At 60.5% G+C, this 22,768-nt stretch carries 18 protein-coding genes; 17 read left to right on the top strand and 1 reads right to left on the bottom strand.

The features are described 5' to 3' along the window. From flgC to ACXJ16_RS03755, 16 genes are all read left to right on the top strand, one after another. The gene (gene flgC / locus ACXJ16_RS03830; RefSeq protein WP_463921338.1) at positions 1-444 is read left to right on the top strand and encodes a flagellar basal body rod protein FlgC; all 444 of its coding nucleotides are present in this window, start codon (positions 1-3) and stop codon (positions 442-444) included. Next, positions 441-749: a flagellar hook-basal body complex protein FliE gene (gene fliE, locus ACXJ16_RS03825; protein ID WP_463921337.1), complete on the top strand. Its 309-nt coding sequence runs from the start codon at positions 441-443 to the stop codon at positions 747-749. The genes flgC and fliE overlap by 4 nt, the downstream gene beginning before the upstream one ends. Before the next feature lie 20 nt (positions 750-769). After that, positions 770-2,032: a flagellar basal-body MS-ring/collar protein FliF gene (gene fliF / locus ACXJ16_RS03820; RefSeq protein WP_463921336.1), complete on the top strand. Its 1,263-nt coding sequence runs from the start codon at positions 770-772 to the stop codon at positions 2,030-2,032. 16 nt (positions 2,033-2,048) lie between these two features. Next, a complete protein-coding gene (locus ACXJ16_RS03815) occupies positions 2,049-2,342 on the top strand; it encodes a hypothetical protein (RefSeq protein ID WP_463921334.1) in 294 nt (97 codons plus the stop codon). Continuing rightward, positions 2,339-3,076 carry a FliH/SctL family protein gene (locus ACXJ16_RS03810; RefSeq protein WP_463921333.1) on the top strand — a complete coding sequence of 246 codons (738 nt, stop codon included), beginning with the start codon at positions 2,339-2,341 and terminating at the stop codon, positions 3,074-3,076. Before ACXJ16_RS03815 ends, ACXJ16_RS03810 begins: the two co-directional genes overlap by 4 nt. Further along, on the top strand, positions 3,073-4,392 hold the full coding sequence (locus tag ACXJ16_RS03805) for a FliI/YscN family ATPase (RefSeq protein ID WP_463921332.1): 1,320 nt from the start codon (positions 3,073-3,075) through the stop codon (positions 4,390-4,392). Before ACXJ16_RS03810 ends, ACXJ16_RS03805 begins: the two co-directional genes overlap by 4 nt. Next, on the top strand, positions 4,389-4,838 hold the full coding sequence (locus ACXJ16_RS03800) for a hypothetical protein (RefSeq protein ID WP_463921331.1): 450 nt from the start codon (positions 4,389-4,391) through the stop codon (positions 4,836-4,838). The genes ACXJ16_RS03805 and ACXJ16_RS03800 overlap by 4 nt, the downstream gene beginning before the upstream one ends. A 729-nt stretch (positions 4,839-5,567) precedes the next feature. Then, positions 5,568-5,975, top strand: a complete 408-nt coding sequence (locus ACXJ16_RS03795) for a flagellar hook capping FlgD N-terminal domain-containing protein (RefSeq protein WP_463921330.1) — start codon at positions 5,568-5,570, stop codon at positions 5,973-5,975. Between the two features lie 20 nt (positions 5,976-5,995). Further along, positions 5,996-7,186, top strand: coding sequence for a flagellar basal-body rod protein FlgF (gene flgF, locus ACXJ16_RS03790; RefSeq protein WP_463921328.1), 1,191 nt, complete (start codon positions 5,996-5,998; stop codon positions 7,184-7,186). Then, positions 7,183-7,911, top strand: a complete 729-nt coding sequence (locus ACXJ16_RS03785) for a FliM/FliN family flagellar motor switch protein (protein WP_463921327.1) — start codon at positions 7,183-7,185, stop codon at positions 7,909-7,911. The genes flgF and ACXJ16_RS03785 overlap by 4 nt, the downstream gene beginning before the upstream one ends. Further along, positions 7,908-8,231, top strand: a complete 324-nt coding sequence (locus ACXJ16_RS03780; protein WP_463921326.1) for a FliM/FliN family flagellar motor switch protein — start codon at positions 7,908-7,910, stop codon at positions 8,229-8,231. Before ACXJ16_RS03785 ends, ACXJ16_RS03780 begins: the two co-directional genes overlap by 4 nt. Then, positions 8,231-8,635 carry a flagellar biosynthetic protein FliO gene (locus tag ACXJ16_RS03775; protein WP_463921325.1) on the top strand — a complete coding sequence of 135 codons (405 nt, stop codon included), beginning with the start codon at positions 8,231-8,233 and terminating at the stop codon, positions 8,633-8,635. Before ACXJ16_RS03780 ends, ACXJ16_RS03775 begins: the two co-directional genes overlap by 1 nt. Then, positions 8,632-9,498 carry a flagellar type III secretion system pore protein FliP gene (gene fliP, locus ACXJ16_RS03770; protein WP_463921323.1) on the top strand — a complete coding sequence of 289 codons (867 nt, stop codon included), beginning with the start codon at positions 8,632-8,634 and terminating at the stop codon, positions 9,496-9,498. The genes ACXJ16_RS03775 and fliP overlap by 4 nt, the downstream gene beginning before the upstream one ends. Positions 9,499-9,509: 11 nt before the next feature. Beyond that, a complete protein-coding gene (locus tag ACXJ16_RS03765; protein WP_463921321.1) occupies positions 9,510-10,271 on the top strand; it encodes a sigma-70 family RNA polymerase sigma factor in 762 nt (253 codons plus the stop codon). Further along, entirely contained in the window at positions 10,237-10,863 is a 627-nt protein-coding gene (locus ACXJ16_RS03760; RefSeq protein WP_463921319.1) for a tetratricopeptide repeat protein, read from the top strand. The genes ACXJ16_RS03765 and ACXJ16_RS03760 overlap by 35 nt, the downstream gene beginning before the upstream one ends. A 20-nt stretch (positions 10,864-10,883) precedes the next feature. Then, positions 10,884-11,219, top strand: coding sequence for a hypothetical protein (locus ACXJ16_RS03755; protein WP_463921318.1), 336 nt, complete (start codon positions 10,884-10,886; stop codon positions 11,217-11,219). Between the two features lie 9 nt (positions 11,220-11,228). On the opposite strand, the gene ACXJ16_RS03750 is transcribed toward ACXJ16_RS03755, so the two are convergent. Continuing rightward, positions 11,229-12,386: a tetratricopeptide repeat protein gene (locus tag ACXJ16_RS03750; RefSeq protein ID WP_463921316.1), complete on the bottom strand. Its 1,158-nt coding sequence runs from the start codon at positions 12,384-12,386 to the stop codon at positions 11,229-11,231. Positions 12,387-12,453: 67 nt separating this feature from the next. Between ACXJ16_RS03750 and ACXJ16_RS03745 the strand changes: the two genes are divergently transcribed. Beyond that, complete coding sequence (locus ACXJ16_RS03745; RefSeq protein WP_463921314.1) at positions 12,454-22,767, top strand: LysM peptidoglycan-binding domain-containing protein; 10,314 nt, start codon at positions 12,454-12,456, stop codon at positions 22,765-22,767. Position 22,768: the final 1 nt, after the last annotated feature.

Below are 22,768 nucleotides of genomic sequence, written 5' to 3'. Positions count from 1 at the left end.
ATGAAAGCCACCGAAATCAGCTTCAGCGCGCTTGACGTCGAATGGCAGCGGCTCGAGACCATCGCCCAAAACCTCGCCAATGCCAGCTCGATCCGCACCGGCAATGGCCAGGTCTACCAGGCGCACCACCTTGTCAGCGGACCGAAGGGCGACTTCCGCGCGATGCTGGAAACCGGCACCAGCGCGCAGGCAGTGTCACGCAAGGACCTGCAGGGCGTCGAAGTCTACAGCATCGAGACAGACGACCGCATTCCGCGCATGGTCTACGATCCCCGCAATCCGCAGGCCGATGCTGACGGTTTCATAGCCCTTCCCGATATCGACGAGGCCCGGGAAATGACGATGATGATCCAGACATCGCGTAACTACGAAGCCAATCTCACCGCCCTCAACATTGCCCGCCAGATGTACGGCAAGGCTCTGGAACTGGGACGTCAGTCATGACTTTCGTTCCCATCGAAGCCGTAGCCGCAGTCGGCCAGATTGCCCTGCCTGCAGCGATAGCCCCGGCGGCCCAGTCCGTCTCCAGAGCCGGTTTCGGCGAAATGCTTCTCGACGGTATCGATGCGACTTCGCGCCGTATCACCGATGCGCAGCAGACTGTGCGCGCCTTCGTGCTCGACGACAGTATCCCGGTTCACCAGGTCACGTTCGCACTCGAGCAGGCACGGCTCTCCCTTGAACTGATGTCGCAAGTGCGCAGTCACCTGATCGAGGGATATCAGCAACTCATGAACATGCAGCTTTGAACGTCAGGCCCTCCACGGACATGTTTTCCTCATTTCGAGACGCACCGCCGGCAAGGCAGGTCGCCGCCGTGCTTGTACTGGCACTTGCGATCCTGTCGGCAATCGGCGCCGTCTGGTACTTTGCCCTGCGCACGGAATATCGCCCGGTCTTCACCTCCCTCCAGCCGGCCGATGCCGCCAGCATCGTGGCTGCCCTGGAAAAGGACAAGGTGCCGTTCCGCCTCGGGGACGGCGGCGCAACAATCCTGGTTCCCGAAGACAAGGTCGACAGCACGCGGGTCGCGGTCCTGGGATCCGATCTTCCGCTCAAAGGCACGGTTGGCCTCGAACTCTTTGCCAAGTCCGACATGGGCATGACGGACTTCGCCCAGCGCATCAATTACCAGCGCGCATTGCAGGGCGAACTGGCCAGAACGATCCTGGCAATCCGGAACGTCGAAGCCGTCAGGGTCCATCTTGCCCTGGGCGAAGACAGAGTGTTTCGTGCCGACCGGGTTCCTCCCAAGGCATCCATCGTCGTCGAGACGAAGGACGGCTCTGCACTTCCCGCCGCTACGGCACGAGGTATCCAGCGACTCGTGGCTGCTGCCATCGAGCAACTTGATCCCAGCAACGTCGTCATTCTCGATGGCGAAGGTCGGATCGTCAGTCAGGCGATTGAAAATAATGACGGCGATATCACGCATTCCCCCAAGACGGATGCACGCCTCGCAGTAGAAGCCTATTTCACCGCCCGCATTCGTCAGGCGCTTGCCGGTCTCGCGCCTGCCGATGAAGCCAGCGTCTCGGTAACGGCCGCAAGGGCGACCGATTCCGGACGGGACAGCGGCGCCCTGCCCGACTGGAACATTGCCAAGCGCAATTTCCGGCTCGAGGTCACGCTGGCGCTGCCCGGCGGTGTCTCCCAGGACCAGCAGGAGCCGCTGCGCAAGGCCGCTAGCGAGGCCATCGGTTTTGACGGCGCCAAGGGCGACAGCATCGCCTTCGGCGTCTGGAATCCCGCTGAGTCCGAATTGCCCCAGGCCGCCCCTGCCCATCAGCAGAACGCCCGGAACGCCGCCACCGCAGATGCCGCAAGGCCTTCCAATTCCCAGCTACAGGCCTCGATCGGCAACTGGGGCCTCATCGCAGGCGGCATTCTGGCGGTACTGGGCATAGCCGCCCTGCTACTGCCCCGCCTTGCCGGCCGCCGCCGTCACTCGGACCCGGATGCGTTTGCGCGGCGCTTCAATACACTCCTCAAGGACGACCTCGAAGAAAGCGGACGCCATGCCGAAGGCTAAAGGCGAACTGGAAGGGATGCTGGCAAAGCTGTCGCAAATGGATCCTCCCGCAATCGCAGCTGTGCTCGAACGTCTCGACCCCGCAGTCAGGCACCACGCGGAAACCCTGCTGGCCCGCAGCACGTCCGGTGACCGACCGGCGAACCGCGGCGAGGCGCTTCGCCGTCAAGGGCTTTCGGCGTGGATGATCGATCGGATCGAGGGGCGCCACCGTGTTACCGATGCGACGCGGATTGCCATCACAGACATCGCCGAACGTCTCCGCAGCGATGTTCGGAGCGGCAAAGGGCACGAGGACTTGCCGCGATGAGCGCCATCATCAAGTCGGGCTATCCGCGCCCGCAAGGCCGCGAAGGACCAGGAGGACCTGACAGCCAGGGAGGCATCGTGCGCACGCTGCGTGATACCCGGCAAACGAGCCCGGCGTTCGCCTCTCCGGCGCAGGACGACGAACAGACCCTCCTGCACGAGCGGCTCCGCCGGCTTGAAGAGCTGGCCGATGCTCAGCGCAAGGCCATCGAACGCCATCGCGGCGAGCTTGCCGAAGCGCTCGAGAAGGGCAAGGCCGAAGGGTTCAAGCGCGGGCTGGCGGAGGCTCAAACGCGCGAGCATGAGCGCCTTTCGCTTCTGAGGGAGGTAACGGCCAAAGCCCTCGCCGCGTTCGAGCGCAACCTGACGGATGCAGAGGCGTTCGCCGTCCTGCTGGCCCAGACCAGCCTCGACAAGCTGTTCGCGGACATGCACGGCAATGCCGAGACCGTTTGCAAGCTCATAAAGGCGCAGCTTAAAAAAGCCGCGGACGCGCAAGTCCTGGGCATTCGTGTATCCGGCGAGGACTTCCCTTCCGCGCAGGCACTTACCGATCTGGAACAGGAAACTGCCTTCAGGGGATCGCGGATCGTCCAGGACGCGAAGCTGCGGAGCGGCGAATGCGTGATACAGCTTTCGCTGGGCGAAGCCGAAATCGGGCTCGCCGTCCAATGGGAAAGCATCCGCGCCCTGCTGGAGAACTGGTCGCCCTCCCCGGAAACCGCCCTGCCATGAAAGCCCATCCGCTCCTCAGGCAGATCGAACGTCTCGACCCCGTCCGGCGAACAGGCCGCGTGACCGCGCTTCACTCCACCGCCATCGTCGCGGATGGGCCCGGTGTTGCGCTCGGGACAGTCTGCTCGATCGAAACCGCTTCGGGAGCGCAGGCCGAGTCGATAGATGCGGAAGTCGTCCGGATCGACCAGGGGGAAGTGACGCTATCGCCATTTGACGACAGTACCTCGAGTTTTGTCGGTGCCCGCGTCGTTGCCCGAGATCACGGTAACTCGGTGCCTGTAGGCGATTCGTACCTGGGCCGCGCCGTCGATGCGCTGGGCCAGCCGATCGACGGCAAGCCCCTTGCCGGCACGCTCGCGGCGCCTCTCCATGCCGCAGTGCCTCCCCCTCTCGCACGCGAAACAAGCACCGATGCGCTCGCGACAGGCATTCGCAGTATCGACGCCTTGCTGCCGCTTGGGCGCGGACAACGGATGGGTGTTTTTGCACCGGCCGGGGCCGGCAAGACCTCGTTGATGACGCAGATCGCCCGCCACGCGAAGGCGGACGTGACGATCTTCTGCCTCGTCGGCGAACGCGGCCGCGAAGTCGAAGCGATCTGGCGCGAGGTATCGAGCTCCGATCGGGCCGGCTCGACATGCCTGGTCGCAGCGACCTCGGATCAGGCACCGGCCCTGCGTGTCCGGGCTGTCCATCAGGCGCTGGCCCTGGCGGGCCATTGGCGGGCGCTGGGCAAGCATGTCCTCCTGCTACTGGACTCGGTGACGAGGCTGGCCATGGCCATGCGGGAAATCGGTCTGGCCGCCGGCGAACCGCCGACCGTACGCGCCTATACCCCCGGCGTGTTCGCGGCGATGCCGAAGATCGTCGAGCGCTGCGGAGCGCTTTACGGTAGTGGCTCCATCACTGCGGTCATGACCGTGCTCGCCGAGCAGGAGGACATGGACGACCCGGTATGCGAGATGATGAAATCCATCCTCGACGGCCACATCCTCCTCAGCAGGCGACTTGCCGACCAGGGGCACTACCCGGCAATCGATATTCCGCGCAGCATCAGCCGCCTATCGGGATCGTTGATGTCGCTTGCCCAACTTGCCGCCGCGCGCAAACTGCGCGAATGGATGAGCGAATACGAGCGCTCGCGCGCGATGATCGATGCCGGGCTCTACGTTGCCGGCAGCAACCCTGAACTCGATCGGGCCGTCTCTATGCGCGGCCCGATTGCAGGCTTCCTCCAGCAAGGCGGCAGCGAGAGCATTGCAGCCGATACGTCGATAAATGCGCTCCTGGCTCTGTGCGGAGGCAGGTCGTGAGCACGCAGCGAGACCTGAGGCAGGCCGCCTCCCTCTCCCAGCTGTGCAGTTTGCAAAAACTGCGCGCGGAACGCCGCGCCGGGCTGGCGCTTGCAGACCTGAATGCTGCCGAGCGCGATGTTTCTGCAGCACGCACCCAATGCGACGCCGCTCAGGCGGACTGGCGTACAGCAATCTCGGGGCCGGGATTCGACCCTGCTGTCGCAGAACTGCAAGGCCAGCATCTGCGCAGGCAGCAAAACCAACTCGGCACGGTTGCCGGGCGCCGCGACCAGGCAGACAGCGCAAACGAAACGGCCCTTGCCGCACTCGCCATCAGCCGCGGCCGGGAAGACGTCGCCGAGGTGCTGCTGAGCAAGGCAAGGGCGGTGGCCCGGCGACGGGACGAGGGCAGGATGCTCGCCGCAGCGGAGGACATCCGCTCAAGGAGGAGACGCAGGCGATGAGCAAGGTCACGAACATCTCCGCGCCTCAGGCAAGAACCGAACTTCCCCGTGCGCCTCGCCCCCAAAGCGAGGGACAGGGTTTTGCCGGCCTGCTAGACAGCGGCACTGCGCTGGCAGCCGGTCACGCCGACAGTTTCGGCGCCTATGGCGTGTTTGCGCGTGCACGAAACACCCGGCATGCGGCCGAGCCCGTCGACCGCATGCTAACCGGGGGCAAACCGGAAATGGAAGCTGCCGACCTCGCGGAGAACCCTCTCCTCGGCGGATCTTCACTCGCGATAGATCGGCATGTCATCACGCCGGAACCGAGCGCGATACTCGAGTCCAGTCCGACGGGAATTCCTGCCCCAAGCTCGCCCGTGCGCGCCCCCGCCGCACCGACCTCATCGGCTTCCACGGCCCCGCTTGAGCCAGCCCCCGATACAGGCACTTATCGGAGCACACAGGCGGGAGCGCGGCACGAACCTGCCAATCGGGCGAATGCGCCCAGGCAAAACGCTGCGCCTGGAGGCGGCAAACCGGCGAGCGCGGGGTCCGCATCGCCGGAAACTGCATTGATGCTCGGGTTCAGCGAGGAAGGCGCACGCCTCGTGGTTCGCACGAGCGCCCTTCCCGAAATCGCCATCGCCAGCATCCGGCGTACGCTTTCATCATTCGGTCTTGGCCTCGATAGCCTCCAGCTCAATGGCCGCGATGTCTCATTCCATCAGCAAGTCACGGGAGGGCAGCATGGCCATCGCCGGAGTTAGTTCCACCACGTCGTCCACCGCCCAGAATGCCTTCGGGCTGGATTTCGAGTCGTTGCTGCAGATCATCCTGACGCAGCTGACCTACCAGGATCCGCTCAAACCGGTCGACAATTTCCAGTTCGTCTCGCAGCTTGCCCAGTTTTCCCAACTGCAGCAGTCGCAGACGCTCAACGATCAGATAACCGATCTCCTTTCCGCGCAAGCGGCGACGCAGGCGACCAGTCTGCTCGGACGGACGGTCGATATCGGGACGAGCTCGAACACGACGCTGGCAGGAACAGTCAAGGCGATTTCCTTCTCGACGGGCCAACCCGTTCTCACGATCGAGACGACCGATGGACAGACCATCGGCGGACTTTCGATCGCCGACGTCAACCAGATTCGCTAGGGGCAGCAAGGGGAAGCACAATGCTTGGATCAATCTATATCGGTCTCAGCGGCATGAAGGCCTATTCGCAAGGCCTTCAGACGATCAGCAACAATGTCGCGAACATGAACACGCTGGGATACAAGTCCACGACTGTCGGCTTCACCGACCTCTACAGCTATGGCGGGGGAGGCCTCACCTATTCGTCAGGTTCGGCAAGCGGCGCGGGCACCAAGACCACTGCTGCACAGCTTAATTTCTCTCAAGGCGACATGCGCACCTCGGACGGCGATCTCGACCTCGCCATCCAGGGAAGCGGTTTCTTTGTCCTGCTGGACGGCGACAAGACCTATTACACCCGAACGGGTCAGTTCGTCGTCGATGACGACGGCTACATCTCCCAGCAAGGGACCGAATACCGCCTCGGAATCCTCGACGATTCGGGCAAGGCCGTGCCGGTCAACATCGACGATCTGCGGACCAATGCGCCTGAGCTCACGACGCGTGTCGAGTTCGCCGACAACCTTTCCTCATCCGCCACCAGCGCTTCCGTCTCCGACGTGATCGTCTACGACTCGCGCGGCGGCAAACACAGCTGGACCGTCTCGTTCACCAAGTCGACATCCGACACCGGCGCTACCGACGACTGGGCCGTAAAGGTCACCGACGAGAACGGCAGCACGATCGCGACATCGACACTGAGCTTCATCGGCTCGATGGTCGATCCCACGACCCAGAAGCTGACAGTCACGACAACGCCGACCGGAGCCGACCCGCTGTCGGTCGAGCTCGATTTCTCCTCCGGCGTCACCTCCTATTCGGGCGGCACGACATCGACGCTGCGCGCCGCTTCGACCGACGGGCACGGTGTGGGCGCGCTTTCCAGCGTGACCGTCGATACCGACGGCAAGATCAAGCTCACTTACTCCAATGAGGAAACCAAGCTGCTTGGTTCCATTGCCGTTGCGGACTTTCGCGATCCGCAGCAGCTCGAGGCCATCGGCGGTGGACGTTTTGTCTACGGCGGCAAGGGCGAAAGCAGGCTCCTGGCAAGCGGCGCCGACGGAATCGGCACTATCCAGAGCAAGCAGCTTGAGGCCTCCAACGTCGACCTGTCGCAGGAATTCGGCGATCTTATCCTCATCCAGCGCGGCTTCCAGGCCTCGAGCCAGGTTGTCAGCGTTTCCAACGACATGATCCAGCAGCTGTTCGGTATTCGAGGACAAGGGTGAGCAGCACGATCTCCGACTGGCTGCCTGCAGGCGCGGTCTCGGCCGAGCGATTGGGTCGGGCATGGGATCCTGTGCTCCGTGCATGGAAGGACCGCTGGTTCGTCTCGCCGGATGCAAGTCTCACCCTGCACGAAAACGAAGCGCGCGTCCCACCTGCGGCGGACTGGCATGTCTTGCCGGTCCAGCCGCAGGTGGATCTGCATGTCCACCGCACCGCACATCGCGTGCTTCTCCAGCGCCTGCTCGGAACACAACCGGCGGGAGGCGAGCTCACGGCTGCGGACCGCACCGTCATCGACGATCTGGTACGCACCGTTGCCCGGGATCTTGGAGCGCGGCTTTGCGCGACGCTCGGTGAATGCGCAGCGCAAGTCGCTCCGCGCAGCCGATACGAAGTGCACATCGACGGCGGCCACGCCTTTACGTTCGCCTGTCCGACCACTGCTCTGGTTGCGCCGGTCCGGGCCGCGATTCGCCGCACGCCGAGCCTACGTGCTCCCGTTCCTGCGGTCTCCGCGATTGCCGGCTGCGAGATCGCCGTCCGGGCGAATCTTGGAACCTGCGAGGTCGATCTTGCCGATCTGCACGCCCTTGCCCCCGGCGATATACTTGTTCTCGAGGACCGTCTCGGATCACCGGTGATCCTGCGTTCGCGCGGCGGGACACAGATCGCAATTGGCGCACTCGTCGATACGGCGGGACGTAATGGACTCAAAATTCAATGACAAATGAGAAAGGTATTGCGGTGACGCAAGGGCACGGCGGAGGTTCGCCGCAGGCAGGATCCTCTACGCAAAAGCTGGCGAGCATCAGCCCGGAGCTACTCGAGCAGGTCAAAGTGAGGCTCATCGCCCGGCTCGGTGAAGGCCGTATGACGGCGGCACAGCTGATGGGCCTCAAGACAGCGGACATCGTCCCGCTGGAAAGCAGCCTTGCCGACTTCGTGGAACTCTATCTCGAAGATGCACTGGTTGCTCGCGGCGAGATCGTGGCCGTTGACGACAAGTACGGCATTCGCATCACGGAACTGGCGACCACGAAGTGATGCCCTTTCATCCGCGAACGGTCATCCTACCGGCCGCTGCTTCAATCCTGATCTTCTACTCGCTTCAAGCCCGCGCGCAGACCCTCGGTCAGGCGCCTGCAGATGGCTTTTCCTATGTGCGGGTCGTCGCGGCGCTGGCGCTCTGCCTTGCCTTGGCCGCCGGTGCTGCCTTCTTGCTGCGAAAGCGCATGGGCACGGGAGCGGTGCGCTTTGCCCTGAAACCGGTGGAACGGCGCATGCAGCTGATCGAGAGCGTGAGACTCAACCAGCAAGTATCGCTGTGCCTCGTGCGATGCGATGGCCAGGATTACATGCTTGCGGTCACCCCGACATCGGTATCGCGGGTCAATGCAGTGCCCTCGCTTGCTTCCTCCCCCAACTCCGGCCCCGAGGAAGCGGCGTGACCCTGCGCGTGTTGTTGGCAGCCATCGCCTTTGCGGGAATGCTCGCGCCCCTGCCCTCCGCTGCGGCTGCAGCCGTTCAGCCGGTGGCCACGATTGCCGGCAGTGTGCATCACGCCAGCGGAACCGACGCCGGCCTGATGCACGGCAGCGCAACGCACAAGAGCGCCGGCACGGCAGCCTCGCCCTCCATCACTCCCAGGGCCGACAAAGCCCCGGTTGCTGCCGAAACGCGCGGCGAGGCGGATAGCGCCCTGCGTATAGGGCTTGTCGTCTCCCTGCTCGCTCTGCTGCCGGCCGTGATGATCAGTTCGACCTGTTTTGTCAGGATCATCGTCGTGCTTTCGATGATCAGGCATGCCTTCGGCATGCCGGAAACGCCCCCTAGCCAGGTGCTTGTCACCCTTGCCCTGTTCCTAACGGCCTTCACGATGGCTCCCACATTCGACGCCGTCAATTCGCAGGCCCTGCAGCCTTTCCTGGACGGGACCCTGGACAGCCGACAGGCCATCGAGGCCGGTTCCGGACCGATGCGCAGCTTCATGCTGCGACAGGTGCGCGACGAGGATATCAAGGCGATCTACGAGATCGCCCATCGCCCCCTGCCGGACCGGGCCGAAGACGTGTCGATGATGCAGCTTGTGCCGGCTTTCATGCTCAGCGAACTCAGGATCGCGTTCAGGATCGGCTTCGTTGTCCTCCTGCCGTTCCTGCTGATCGATCTGGTTGTCTCCAGCGTGCTCCTTGCTCTCGGCATGCTGATGGTGCCCCCTACAACCATCTCGTTGCCGATCAAGGTACTCATGTTTGTCCTCATCGATGGCTGGAGCCTGGTCCTGCTCGGCGTCGTCGGCAGCGTCCACTAGCCAGGCTGATCGTGGGTGCGATCCCGAACGAGCCGGTCGGCGGCGACAGCACGGAACAGGAGCTGTGGACCCGGTTCAAGGGCCTCGGGGACACTGACGCGCGTTCAACCCTGTTTGCAATGCACGCCCCATACGCACGCCGCCTGGCGAGACGTCACCAGGCAAACGGGCTCGATCTCGAGTTCGAGGACCTTGCCCAGCTGGCGTTCGAAGGACTCATAGAAGCCATCGACCGCTTCGATCCCTCCCTAGGCGTGCCTTTCCGCGCCTATGCCGCATCACGTATCGGCGGCAATATTCTGGACGGAATTGCACACGCGAGCGAGTACCGCGAGCAAGTCAGCTGGAAACGAAGGATACGGCAGGAGCGGATCCGCTCGCTGGCGGCAAACAGGGACGAATCAACCACAAGCGCACTTGATGCGCTCTCGGAGCTTGCCGCCGGTCTTGCACTCGGCTTTATGCTCGAAGGAACCAATCTGCTCCAGCAGGAGGCCGATCCGTCAGAGGTCCAGGCGCAAGCGAATAGACCGGCAGCGTACGAGAGCCTCGCATGGCAGGAAATCACCCAGGATCTCGCGCAGGAATTAGAACGATTAGGCGCGCGGGAGCAACGTATCCTGAAAGGCCACTACATCGAAGGCATCGCCTTCGAGCACATCGCTTCCCTGCTAGGTGTATCCAAGGGCCGGGTATCCCAATTGCACAAGGAAGCACTTCAAAAGATCCGCAGGCGACTTGCCGTCCAAGGGCATTTCCGCGTCGAAAACTAGGAGCTGGACGAGAATCATGGAAACACAGGACCTGTGCCCGGACGAGACAATGCAGGCTCTGCTTGCTCTCGTCGAAACCGACGAGACGGCAGGATACGGACGCTTGCTGGAGCTTCTTGCCGTCTACACCGGCGACCCGCGCCTGCATTTTCTGGACGGCTCGCTGAAGGCGTCCGCAAAGGATTATGCCGCAGGAACTGCAGCTATGCGCCGCGCGCTCGATCTTGCGCCCGACTACATCCTGGCGCGATTCCAGCTCGGCTTTCTGCAACTGACGAGCGGCGAGGCCATTGCCGCGCAGGAAACCTGGGGGCCCCTCCACGGTCTCCCGGAAACGAACTATTTCCGGGTTTTCGTGGAAGGCCTGTGCCACATGATCCGCGACGAATTTCCCGAAGCGATCGCCAGGCTCGAACAGGGCCTCGCACTGAACGGCGAACTACCGCCGCTCAACCGGGACATGGCATTGATGCGAGATGAGATCCGTGCGCTGAAGGCACCTGAAACGACGAACGGCAGCGAGAGCGAAGAACCCATGTCGGCAGCCCAGATGCTGCTCCATCAAGCCTCGTTCAGAGCAACGCGCCACTGATCGCCCGACTGGAAAACACGATGGAACCGATCAACAACGCAGACCGCATCGCTCTCATCCTGCGGCAGAAGCTGCTTGAGAGGGCGAAATTGCAAGGATCCAAGGTCGCTTCGCGGTCGGGTGGGTCTGCGCCTCAACGTTCCTCGCTGTCAGCACTAGCTGCAACTGCCGGTGTCGATGACCGGCAGTTTCGTCGCACGGTAATCCAGTCGATCCTGGTGCAGCAATTCGGCCGCGACCTGCTCAACGACGCGCAGTTCCAGCAGGTCGTGACCCAGGTCACCGAAGCCATTGACGGTGATGCTGAAGCCCGTGGTCTTTTGGATCAGGCGATCTCGGAACTGCAGACCCGCTAGATCCCTCCGCTAACGCCGCAGAAATCCGCTGCCCGAAGCAGCCAGTACCTGAGCAAGCGTCTTGCCCTCCGGGGCAATTGGCATCTCAAGCGCCCGCGCGCGAATACTCTGAGCAGCGCCTGCATCTCCATCCGCTTCGAGAAGCAGGCTCTTGGCCAGAACCCCGCTCATCGAAGCGGTATCGAGACGCAGCGCGATCTCGCAGTTACGCCGTGCTGCAGCGAGATTCCCGCTCACGGCATCGATGACAGCGACACCGCCGTGCCCTTCTGCAAATGTACCGTCGAGCGCGACAACCCGCTCAAAACGCTCGCGGGCAGCAGCATGATCTCCCGCCATGAAATAAGCCCATCCCGCCGCGACCCAGGAGCCGAGATGATCGCCGAAGATCCCTGCCCCCTTGTCGATAAGGCCGGCAGCTTGCGATGCATCCTGAGAGCCGAGCATCGACAGCCCCTTGCCAACCCATGCCCGAGGATTCCGGGGGGCCTGCTCGAGTGCGCTGTCGAACAGGCGGGACGCTTCTTCGCGATCCTGGGTTTCGAGAGCGAACATTCCAAGAGCCGCGAGTGCTTCCGCATTGCCGCCTCCCCTCACCGCATAGCTGCGTGCCAGTTCGGGTTGCTCTGCATCCATGGCAAGGGTCGCAAGCGCCCCCATCAAGGCTGTATTATCGGGATATAAAGCGGCGAGCTGCGCACCGCGTTCCAGAGCTTCATCATAGAGTTCAAGATGATGAAGAGATTGTACCTTGAGCGATGGTCCGCGCGGAGAGGCCGCGATGGCGCTATCATCCAAAAACCCATTTGCCTCGGCAAATTTGTCCTGCATGGCCAAGGCCCAGGCAAGATTGAAGCGAATGCCAGGCGTATCGTTGCCCTCAGAGCGCAAATTCTGAAGGTCTTGCTCTGCCTCTTCATACCGCTCGGTCGCAAGACCGAGCAATGCCCGCAGGTTGATCAGCTGCGGCGTCGGGCCCGCAAGCGACAAGCGCCGGCCAAGCAAGTCGGTAGCAAGTTCGAACTCCCGAATATCAAACGCCGCGGAAGCGGCATCTTCGACCAATGCCAGGTTGGCCGTATCCCTTTCCAGATAACCCAGAAGCCGCTTGAGCCGTTCCGCTTGCGGGGCCTGCAGGTTCGTCACGCTCACGTCGGTCAGCCCCATAGAAGAAGGTGGTGTTCGGAAGGAACGGTAGCGCTGCCCTGGGCCTGTCGCAATGATCGCGAGGTGTGTGAAAAAAATAGCTAAACTGTGGGCGGGATATTCCGATTGGTTAATTGAGGGCGCGAAGGTTTGCGCTGTGCGATTGGCGGCTCGGGGGTTTTGGATGGTCTCGGTAGTAACGGGTTCGGGTTTTGGTCTGGACCAGGGCTCGGGTTTTGTCCTTGGGTCGCGCGGCCAGCTGGGCAGTTCGGTGTTCGGCCGGTATGGCGAAAACGTGACGATCAACGCGGCGACCGGCAACCTTTTCATCAGCCGGACCGACGAGATTCTTCTGGGTCTTGGTCCCGATGCAGTCGTAGCCCGCAGTTATAACAGCCTGGGCCTTTCCACGGACGATAACGCAGACAATTGGCAACTGGGTGCACAGCGCCGGGTTGCAGGGCTCACGGGAACGGTCAATTCTGCCGGAAGCACCGTGACCCGGTACGACTGGGACGGCTCATCGATCGTCTTTACATGGGATGCGGCAAAGGCGGCCTATGTCAGCGCCAAGACCGGCCATCAGGATGATCTGCTGACGTTCGCATCCAACGTCTGGACTTGGAAAGACGCTGACAGCCGCACGAGCGAGACTTACGACCACCTTAACGCCGGTCGCCTGACGAGCGTCCTGGACACCGATGGCAACCAGCTCGGCTACAGCTACACCGGCGCTCTGTTGACCCGGATCACGACTGCCAGCGGAGAATACACCGAGCTCGCATGGTCCGGAAACAACCTGACGCAGCTTGTGACAACTCGGTCTGACGGCACGACCTTGTCCCGTACGTTGTACACATATGACACGCTGAACCGCCTTTCGACAGTAACAACGGACCTGACGCCGGACGACAACTCCGTTTCGGACAATGCCAAGATCGTCACCACCTACACCTACCGGGTAAACAGCGACCGGGTTGCGACGATCAGTCAAACGGGCGGCGCCAAGATCGAATTCTTCTACATCCCGGTCGGCTCCGACCTCCGGGTGGGAAGCTACAAGCAGACTTTGGCCAGCGGCGTGACGAGCGAGATCACGCTCGCCTACGACACCGCGAACGGCATCACGACTATCACCGATCAGGCAGGTCAGGTCACCAGCCTTACCTACGATGCCTCCAACCGCCTTATCAGGATGGAACTGCCTGGTGCACAGGCAGGTACCTTGGGGCAGGTTCTGGCCTACACTTACGACAACGCCGGCAACGTTCTGACGGCCATGGATGCATCTGGGAATACGACCACATACCAATACGATGCAAACGGCAACCTGACGCTTGTCCGCGATGCTCTCGGCAATACGGTCACCTATACTTACGGGACCGGCAACGAACTGCTGACCGAGACGCATTACACGGTGCCCGATCCCGATGGGGCAGGCACCGGCCTGCCTTCAGGAGCAGTGACGACCCGCTACGTATACGATTCAAAGTACCATTTGCGTTACGTGATAAGCGCTGAGGGAGGCGTCACGCACAACTTTTATAACGCAAATGGCACTCTGGCGAACAGCTTCACATATCCAGGCCAAGTCTTCGACACGAGCGCACTTGCAGAAACCGATGCGCCGAGCGAAGCGACGATGAGCTCATGGGCCAACGCGATTTCTAACAAAGGCACCAGAGTCCGCAACGACTACACGTACGATTTTCGCGGCAACCTCGCGACCGTTACCACCTGGAGCCTTTCCACGACTTCCGGTGCAGGAACCGGCACCGCCACGATAGTCAGCTATACCTACGATCAGTACGGCAATCTGCTGACCCGCCAAACGAGCGGAACCACGAATACCGAGGTCTTCACATACGACGGCCTGGGGAGGATGACTGGTTCGGTCGATCTGAATGGCGGCACGACCACGTTTGCCTATACCGACACGACCAACAGGCAAATCACGACGCTTGCCAACGGACTGGTGCAGACCTCTGTCTACAATCTGGCCAGCCAGCTGGTCATGTACCAAACTTCGGGCAGCGGAGCTCCGACAACAACAGTAACTTACAAGTACGATACGCTGGGCCGACAACGGATCGCGACCGATTTTCTTGGTAACAGAAGGTACATGCTCTATGATGCCGTTGGCAGGAAGGTAGCGGATATCGCCGCTGACGGTGCGATTACCGAATATGTCTATGATGCAGGCAACCGCCTTTCTGCAACGGTGAGATACGCAACCCGGCTGGATGCGGCTGCGTTTGCCTCACTGGTAGATGCGAGCGGCAATCCGGCTAATGTGGATTTGTCGGCACTTCGTCCCGCACAGGCTGCCGGCGACCAGTGGGAATGGCGAGTCTACGACAAGGCCGGTCGTCTGGTCGAGGTTATCGACGGCAACGGAAGTGCGACAGTATTTGCCTATGACGGCACCTCCAGTCTTATCAAGACGACCAGCTACAGCAATCTTATCGCCGCTTCCTACATCACCGGTTACAAAACGATACCTCCAGTGGCCGTACGCTTGCCCACGGCCAACGCAGCGAAGGACGAGGTCAGCCGCAACTTCTACGACAAGGATGGGCGCCTGATCGGCGCGCTCGACGGGCTGGGGTATCTCACCCAGATTGTCTATGACGGTGCCGGACGCAAGCTGCACACGGTTCTGTTTGCGAATTTGACGGATGCATCGCTGCGCGCCTCGGCGAGCTTCGCCGATCTGGTGGCGAGTGTCGGCTCCAGCAGCCTCGATATCCACACTTACTATGGTTACTACACAAACGGCCTGCTGCGCTACACGCTGGACGCAAACCTGCGCCCCACTGAATATGTTTACGACAGCGCCGGCCGGCTGACCCACACTTACGAATATGGCGCTTCGATCGCGGCGACGACTGATTACACTGTCGCCTACATTGCCAGCAAAGTCACCGCTCTGGTGAACAACGCGAACACGCGCAAAAGCTGGTCAGTCTATGACAATGCCGGACGCCTGGCCTACGCGATCAACGCAGAGGGCGGAGTCAGCGCCTTCAATTACGATATTCTCGGCCGCATCGCAAAGACAGTCCAATATGCTACGCTTCTTCCGACGACGAGCGACCCCAGCATTGCGGAAATGGATACTTGGGCAGCTGCGAGCAGTGCCGCCGGAGATCGGGTCACTCGCAATTATTACGACAAGAGCGACCTTCGCTATACCATCGACGCCGAAGGTTATATCCATCGCAGCGACTACGACCGCAATGGGAAGCTGACGCGCTCGATCGTTTGGGGCACTCCCTTCACTGCCGATGACACGATGACCTACGAGAGCGTCGACGCGGCAGTCAAAGGCACGAATTGGACCGATACCAACTACACCTACGATGCCTTGGGCCGGCTTTCGACGACAACTGATGAGCTGAAAGGCGTCACGAAATTCGAGTACGATGCACTCGACCGGGTGACCGACAGGACCGTGGCTCCCGGCAGCGACGGTGCCTCAACGACGCATTACGTCTACGATGCGGCCGGCCGGGTCACCGATGAGACCGCCGCTTACGGTACGGCCGATGCGACCACCACTCACTACACCTACGATGGCTTCGGCCGGATTCTGACGCGCACCAGCGCCTATGGCGCTACCGAAGCGAGCACGACGGCCTATACCTACGATGTGCTGGGCCAAGTTTTGACCCAGACCGTCGCCAGCGGCACGACCATCGCGGCGACGACAGGCTTTGCCTACGATGCCTTCGGCAATGTGATCGCCGCGACCGATCCCAAGGGGGCGGTCAGCTATTCGACTTACGACAAGCTCAATCGCCTGACCTGGCAAGTCGATGCCGAGGGCTACGTTACCCAGACCAGCTACACTATCGGCAATGAAGTCGCGAGCGTCACCCGCTATGCAGCCAGGGCCACGGTGTCGGGAGGTGCTGTCGTACCGACTGTCGCGGCAACATCCGACGAGGACGCGACCACCAGATTTACCCGCGACAAACTCGGCCGGGTCACCCGGGTGACGGATGCTCTGGGCAATTATGAGGAATATAAGCTCGATGCCTGGGGCAACAGGCTGAGCGTACGTAACAAGCTGGGCGGGGAGACGACAAACACCTATGATCGGCGCGGCCTGCTACTGACGGAGATCCTGCCGATCAGTTCGACCAATGTGGATGGTACTGTCCAAGCCACCAGCGTCACCAACAGCTTCACCTACGATGCCCGCGGCAACCGCACGAAGATGATTGAGGCGGTGGGCCTCTCCGAACAGCGCACTACCACTTACACCTACGACGAGATCGGCCGCCTGACCCAGACCACCGGCATGAGTGTCGGCAAGGCCGATGACGCCGTGTTGGGCGCCAGCGGCTCGACCGCGCTAGTCGATCAGATCCAGTACGATTCGCGTGGTAATGTCATCAAGACGACCAATGCCGCCGGCGAAGTAACGCTGTTCTATTACGATGTGCTGGACCGCAAGATCGCGCAGATCTCCCCGGTCGGCACACTCTCGACCTGGACCTATGATGACAACGGCAATGCGACGAGTGCCAGGGTCTATGGCGATGCGGTCGCCATCCCGTCAAACGCTGGCGGAACGCCCCCCGTTTCGGTCAACGCAGAGAGCTATCGTCAAACGACGTTCACCTACGACGCGGCGGGACGCCTGACCTCCACCGCCGTTGCCAGCGTTCAGAGCGGTGCCTGGAACGGTACGAGCTACGCGATGGCCACGAGCACACTCGAGGTCAAGAACGTCTACGACAAGGGCGGCAACATCATCCAGCAGACCGATGCCAACGGCAACTCGGTCTATTTCTTCTACGACAAGCTCGGCCGCAAGGTCGCGCAGGTCGACCAGGAGAACTACTTCACCGCCTACGCGCTCGATGCCGACGGCAACGTCACCACCGAGACCCGCTACGCCACGAAGCTCGCCGCCACGCCAACAGCCGGCACCTTGCCGGCCACTCCGGCGAGCAATGGTGCCGACCGCATAACCACCTTCACGTACGACCGTAACGGCCAGCGCCTGACCGAGGAGCGCCTCAACGTCGTCGGCTGGACGGTGAATACGGCCAACGGCACACTCACCGCTGCCTCGACGACGGCGGTCATTCGCTACGCTTACAATGCTCTCGGTGAAGTGACGAAGAAGGTCGAGGCTAACGGCGTCAACCTGACCAACGCCAACAGCACCAGCCTCGACGACGAGTGGAGCGAAAGCACCTCGTACATTTATGACCTGATGGGCCGCCAGACGAACATTCGCAGTTCGGCCTACACCGACTATTCCGGTACCAGCATCAAGCGTGACACGCTCATGGCCTATGACGGCCTGGGCAACCTGACCTCGACGAGCCAGCGGGGGCTCCTGGCCTCGAACAATCAAGTCTACGGATTGCAGAGCGCCCGAGTGACAACCTATCGTTACGATGCGGCCGGGCGCCTGGCCTCAACCTCCGATGCGGCCGGGATCACCCACTACTACGAATATGACCTTGCTGGACGCGTCATCCGCGATCGCTACCAGCGCTCGAACTCGGCTGGCGGCACTCCGGTCTGGGAAGCTAACGAAACTCGTTACGACGCTGCCGGCCGTGTGATCAAGCAGGCGGTACGGACCTGGAACGGGACGAATTGGGTGGTCCTGCTACAGGGCGAAGTGATCGACGTCGAGGTCGAGACCCGGATTACCTACAACGCTTACGGCGAGGTGACCGGCAAGGGGCTCAATGCCACCAATGCCACACCTAGCGTCTATCAGGAAACCTTCGACTACGACGCATCGGGGCGCATCTGGCGCTCGACGGCTGGCGACGGCGTCATCAAGCTGTTCCTCTACGACAAGAACGGCAATCAAACGGCAGTCATCACCTCAGACGGCAAGGCGCTGCCGAGCGGCTACAGCTGGTCAACCCTGACGACGGCGCAGGCCATCGGCCTGCTGACCAGTGGCGGCGCCTCCATCGGGACTGTCGCGGTTTCCGGCATGGTGGTCACGCTCCAAGTCTACGACAAGCGCGGCCAGCTCACCCAGACGCGCGAGGTGCTGCGCGACGTCAGTGCGAATGGCACCGACGCGCCAACCACAACGCTCATCAACAACCAGAAGGTCTACAATGCCTTCGGCGAGGTAAGCCAGGAGATCAACGCGCGCGGCAGCGTGTGGGACTACAGCTACAACACGATGGGTAAGGTCATCCAGCGCCTCAGCCCGATGGTAAGCTGGACTGCAGAAAATGGCGCTCAAGCCAATGCCCGCCCAACCGAGACTTACTACTACGACCTCGGTGGCCGCGTAGTCGGTGTGCGGGATGCCAACGGCAACCTCAATACCAAGAGCATTCTCTCGGGCACCGGTTATGGCGACGATGAAGCCCTGACCCTGACCGAGTTCCACGCCGATGGCGGCAAGTTCCAGAACCAGTTCGACATCTTCAACGACCTGCGCAAAACCACCAACGAAGTGGGTGGGGTGAAGAACTACACCTATGACAACCGCGGGCTCATGCTCACCCAAGCCGGAGCCCTGCTAACCGACTATTACGGCTACGACAGCCTCGGAAACCGGATTTGGCACTACAACTCGCAGCTCGGCTCGGGTGTTAAGGAGACCACCGATTACGACGCGCTGGGACGTGTTACGTCCTCGGTCGTTCTGGGCGGCGATGCGACTACTTACACTTACAGCTGGGACGCGGCGATCGCGACCAGTGGCCTGGGGACCTTCGGAGGCTGGTCCAAGGTCACTCTTAACCCCGCAGGCAAGAGCCTGACCGAAAAGACCGATACCTTCGGCCGCCTTGTCGACAAGCTCGACCTCGGCGGACACGATTACAACTACACCTTCAACGTCGCCGGCCAGCTCAACAAGATAACAAACACCGCCGGGCTCTCTACAACATATACCTATTGGAACACCGGTCTCATTGCTTCGATCGTGACTGGCAGCGCCAACAACAGTGCCGACACGGGCTATGACAGTTCGAACGCCACTTCGACGTTCCGTTACGACGCGGCAGGTAACCGTACGCTAGAGACCCACGCCATAAACGGCTCCTATTACGATTATGAAATGGGGATCAGCTACAGCTACACGACGCCCTATCAGAACTCAAAGGCATCCTATGACGCATTGAACCGCATCATCTCGATCGCGGACACCGGCACCGGCACGGCTGCCCCCATGAGCGTAGCCTACGAATACGATCTGGGCGGAAACATTCGTCGCTCCAACGCTTCCTTCCGATACATGGACGCACAAGGCGTCGTCGCGACCACCCCCTCCACTCAGGACTACTGGTACAAATACGACAGCATGAACCGCTTCGTAACTACGAAGTCTTCACTTTCCGGTAAAAACGCGACTGGAGTGATCGTCACTGGCGACGCCGCCCGCGGCCTCGATAATACTACGATCAATGGTGGTGTTCGCATAACCTATAATTCAGCTGGGCAGAGGACAACCGTTACTCAGACGATGCTACTTGGACAATACGTCTGGAAATACACATCGCCCTCAGGGGTTTCGTCGTATTGGGCAACCACAGAGGATTTCGCGGGAGGAAGTTGGTCTCGCTATAATTGGGAATTCTATGGGGAAAGCCGAGAAACCTACACCTACAGCGCAGATGGTTATCTGTCTCAGGTAGACGTTGCGCAGCAAAGCATCACGGCCAATGGGTTTTCGGGCGTCACGCTAAACCCCCTCGGCGTGAACGTCACTCGGACGCGGTATGCGCGCGATGACATGGGACGCGTGACGGATTATAGCGAGTACAGCGCGAGCGGCTACAATGGCACTAATGTCACCGCAAACCGGGTCTATAACCGGACTGCCGTTTACAACGCTAAGTCGCAAGTCATTTCGGACGTCGTGACCTCGGTGCGCAGCGACGGCATATGGGTTAACGCCTCGACTTATTCGTACAATGCCGCGCTAACCAATAGCAACACCGGAGAATGGACGGGCGTGATAAACGGCGGCACTTACATGGGAGGTGCCGTCACCGTTGTATACACAACGGTTAAAAAGGATAACGTGTCGCAAGATAGCAGCACAACCACGAATAGCTTCAAGTGGTGGGATGCTGCGATACAATCAAAGACAAATTACAAATCTGGCTCGAAAGACAACAACTCAACTTTCTACTACAGCAACAGCGGCGTTTTGAATTCTGTATACATCAAGGATGGACGATCGCGCACCGTTAGCTTTATAAACAATGCAGATGGCTTTGTGATGAGCCGCGACGAGAATGATAGTAACTTGTCGACTGGCGATCCTCGTGAGTTGCATTATTATTTTAACGGGCAAAGCGTCGGCGATGTCTCGAACAACGGCACGTCCGACGTCGATTACGTGACCAGCATCGCTCAACATACGGCCTTGGGCGGTACAGGACCGTTCCGCAATGGCGCAACGTCGGGCACAAGCTACGCCGACTTCGATCAGAGCTACGATCCGATCAACGGTCTCAATTACGAGAACGCCGCCTCACGCTACACCGTGCAGGCAGGCGATACCTTTGAATCGGTCGCTCTCCAGCTATGGGGGGATGCCAGTTATTGGTACATGATCGCAGATGCCAACGGCTATCCCAGCAGCGAAAGCCTCGTTGCGGGACAAAGCCTGATCATCCCCAACAAGGTCCACAACTCTCACAACTCCACCGATACATACCGCGTCTACGACCCCAACGAGGCCATCGGTGACACGTCCCCTACCGCCGCTAAACCACCGAAGAAAAACAAGTGCGGCGTATTTGGGCAGATTATTTCGATGGCTGTGGCGGTCGCAGCCAGTTATTTTCTTGGCCCAATCGGCGGAAATCTGGTCAGCCAAGGTTTCAATAATCTTATTGGAACCCAGGACGGATTTAGCTGGAAGTCTTTGGCAATAAGCTATCTGAGCTACTCGCTAGCCCCCAGTCAAACAGGTGTATTCTTAACCGACGTAATCAATGGAGCAATCTCGAACGCAGCCGTCCAAGGCATTGCTATCGCAACAAAAATGCAGAGCAGCTTTAGCTGGGCTGGAGTCGCTGCCGCAGGTATCAGCAACGGCGTCGGAGGACAGTTCTCGAAAGCAAAAGTCGAAAAGGCGCTTGGGAAAGTTGGCGCACGTATGGCAGGCCAAGCTGCATCAGGCCTCGCCGGCGCCGCTGCTGCTTCACTCGTTTCCGGAACTAGCTTTGGCGATAATATCATCTCGACGCTACCTACCATAATTGGGCAAACTGCCGGGATTGGTTTCAGTTCCGCTATCGGTCAGCCAAGAGATAATCTTTTTGGCGTCCTAGGAGATGGCGGTGCAATTGGCGAAATTCTGGGAGTTCCACGCAACTGGCTGTCTCCAGTAATTGGGAGCATTGGCGGTACTATCGGCAATACCATCGGGAATTTGGCGGCTGAAGGCATAGCCAGCATCGGCAAGCCCAACGCAGGCGAAATCATCGTCAGCAAACGAGGTATGGATGCAGCGTTTGCCAGATTGAACGCAAGGCAATGGGCAGAAACAGGTAATTTGTCCGGGTTCGCTATAGGCGTTGGAGGGGTTGGAAATGTAACAGCAACCTCTGCGTCTAGAGGGGCTAGCTTCTCCAATTATGATTCTAGCGATTTTCTAGGTTATGACGCGGCAGAAAACGTCATCTACGTTACCGCTCCAAGGCCGCAGATTACTTGGAGTATGTATGAGGCATCCCGGGCACAGTTCATCAATCCTCAGAGCGGCCCGAAACTCAACGCGCAATACGTAAGCCTGACAGATCAGCTGAGAGCGCTGGGATCGAGCAGGTATTCGTTGCCTATCTCCTATGGCAATGCGAACTATCGATCGGTCGCCGATGCCCAGAAAGCGGGTATGCAGGTGATTTCTACAAATCGCGGGTCATCGCCGTATAGCGCTGCCCAGCGGTTCAATATGGCGATGGCTCCGCTGACAGATTCCACCTCTGGCGCCCTGCTTTACAGTGGCACACTGGCCTTTGGTGGCTCAGAGCAAACTGCCTTGGCATTCCATGATCTTGGTGTGGCGATTGACGACGCAGGTGTTGGCCTGCATTTGCGGCCTCGCGCCAGCTTCAGGCAGCCCAGAGCTGCTCTCACATCTGAACTATCCCTTGGAAGAGCCGCAGAGAGCGCAGGTACTTCAGGTAGTAGAATTGCCGGGCTAGCTAGCGACCTCGAGAGCCATCTCGGTCCGGGCTTCGCGAAGATTGAAAGTCCGACTGGCAACTCGATTTTCAGGTCGGCTGATGGAACGAAGCAGATCCGCTTTGACATCAATGACTTTCACGGCGATCCAAACGGTCCACACATCAATCTAGAGACGTGGGCGCCTCGTAACCTCTATCCTGGCGATACGCGTATGCAACAGATCGAAAATCTCCACATCTATCCGAAGGGGCCTTAAG

It is taken from the genome of Novosphingobium sp. TK71 (assembly GCF_055361505.1).
The sequence above is the reverse complement of the archived record's forward strand: the minus strand, read 5'-3'. Positions and strand labels throughout refer to the sequence as shown.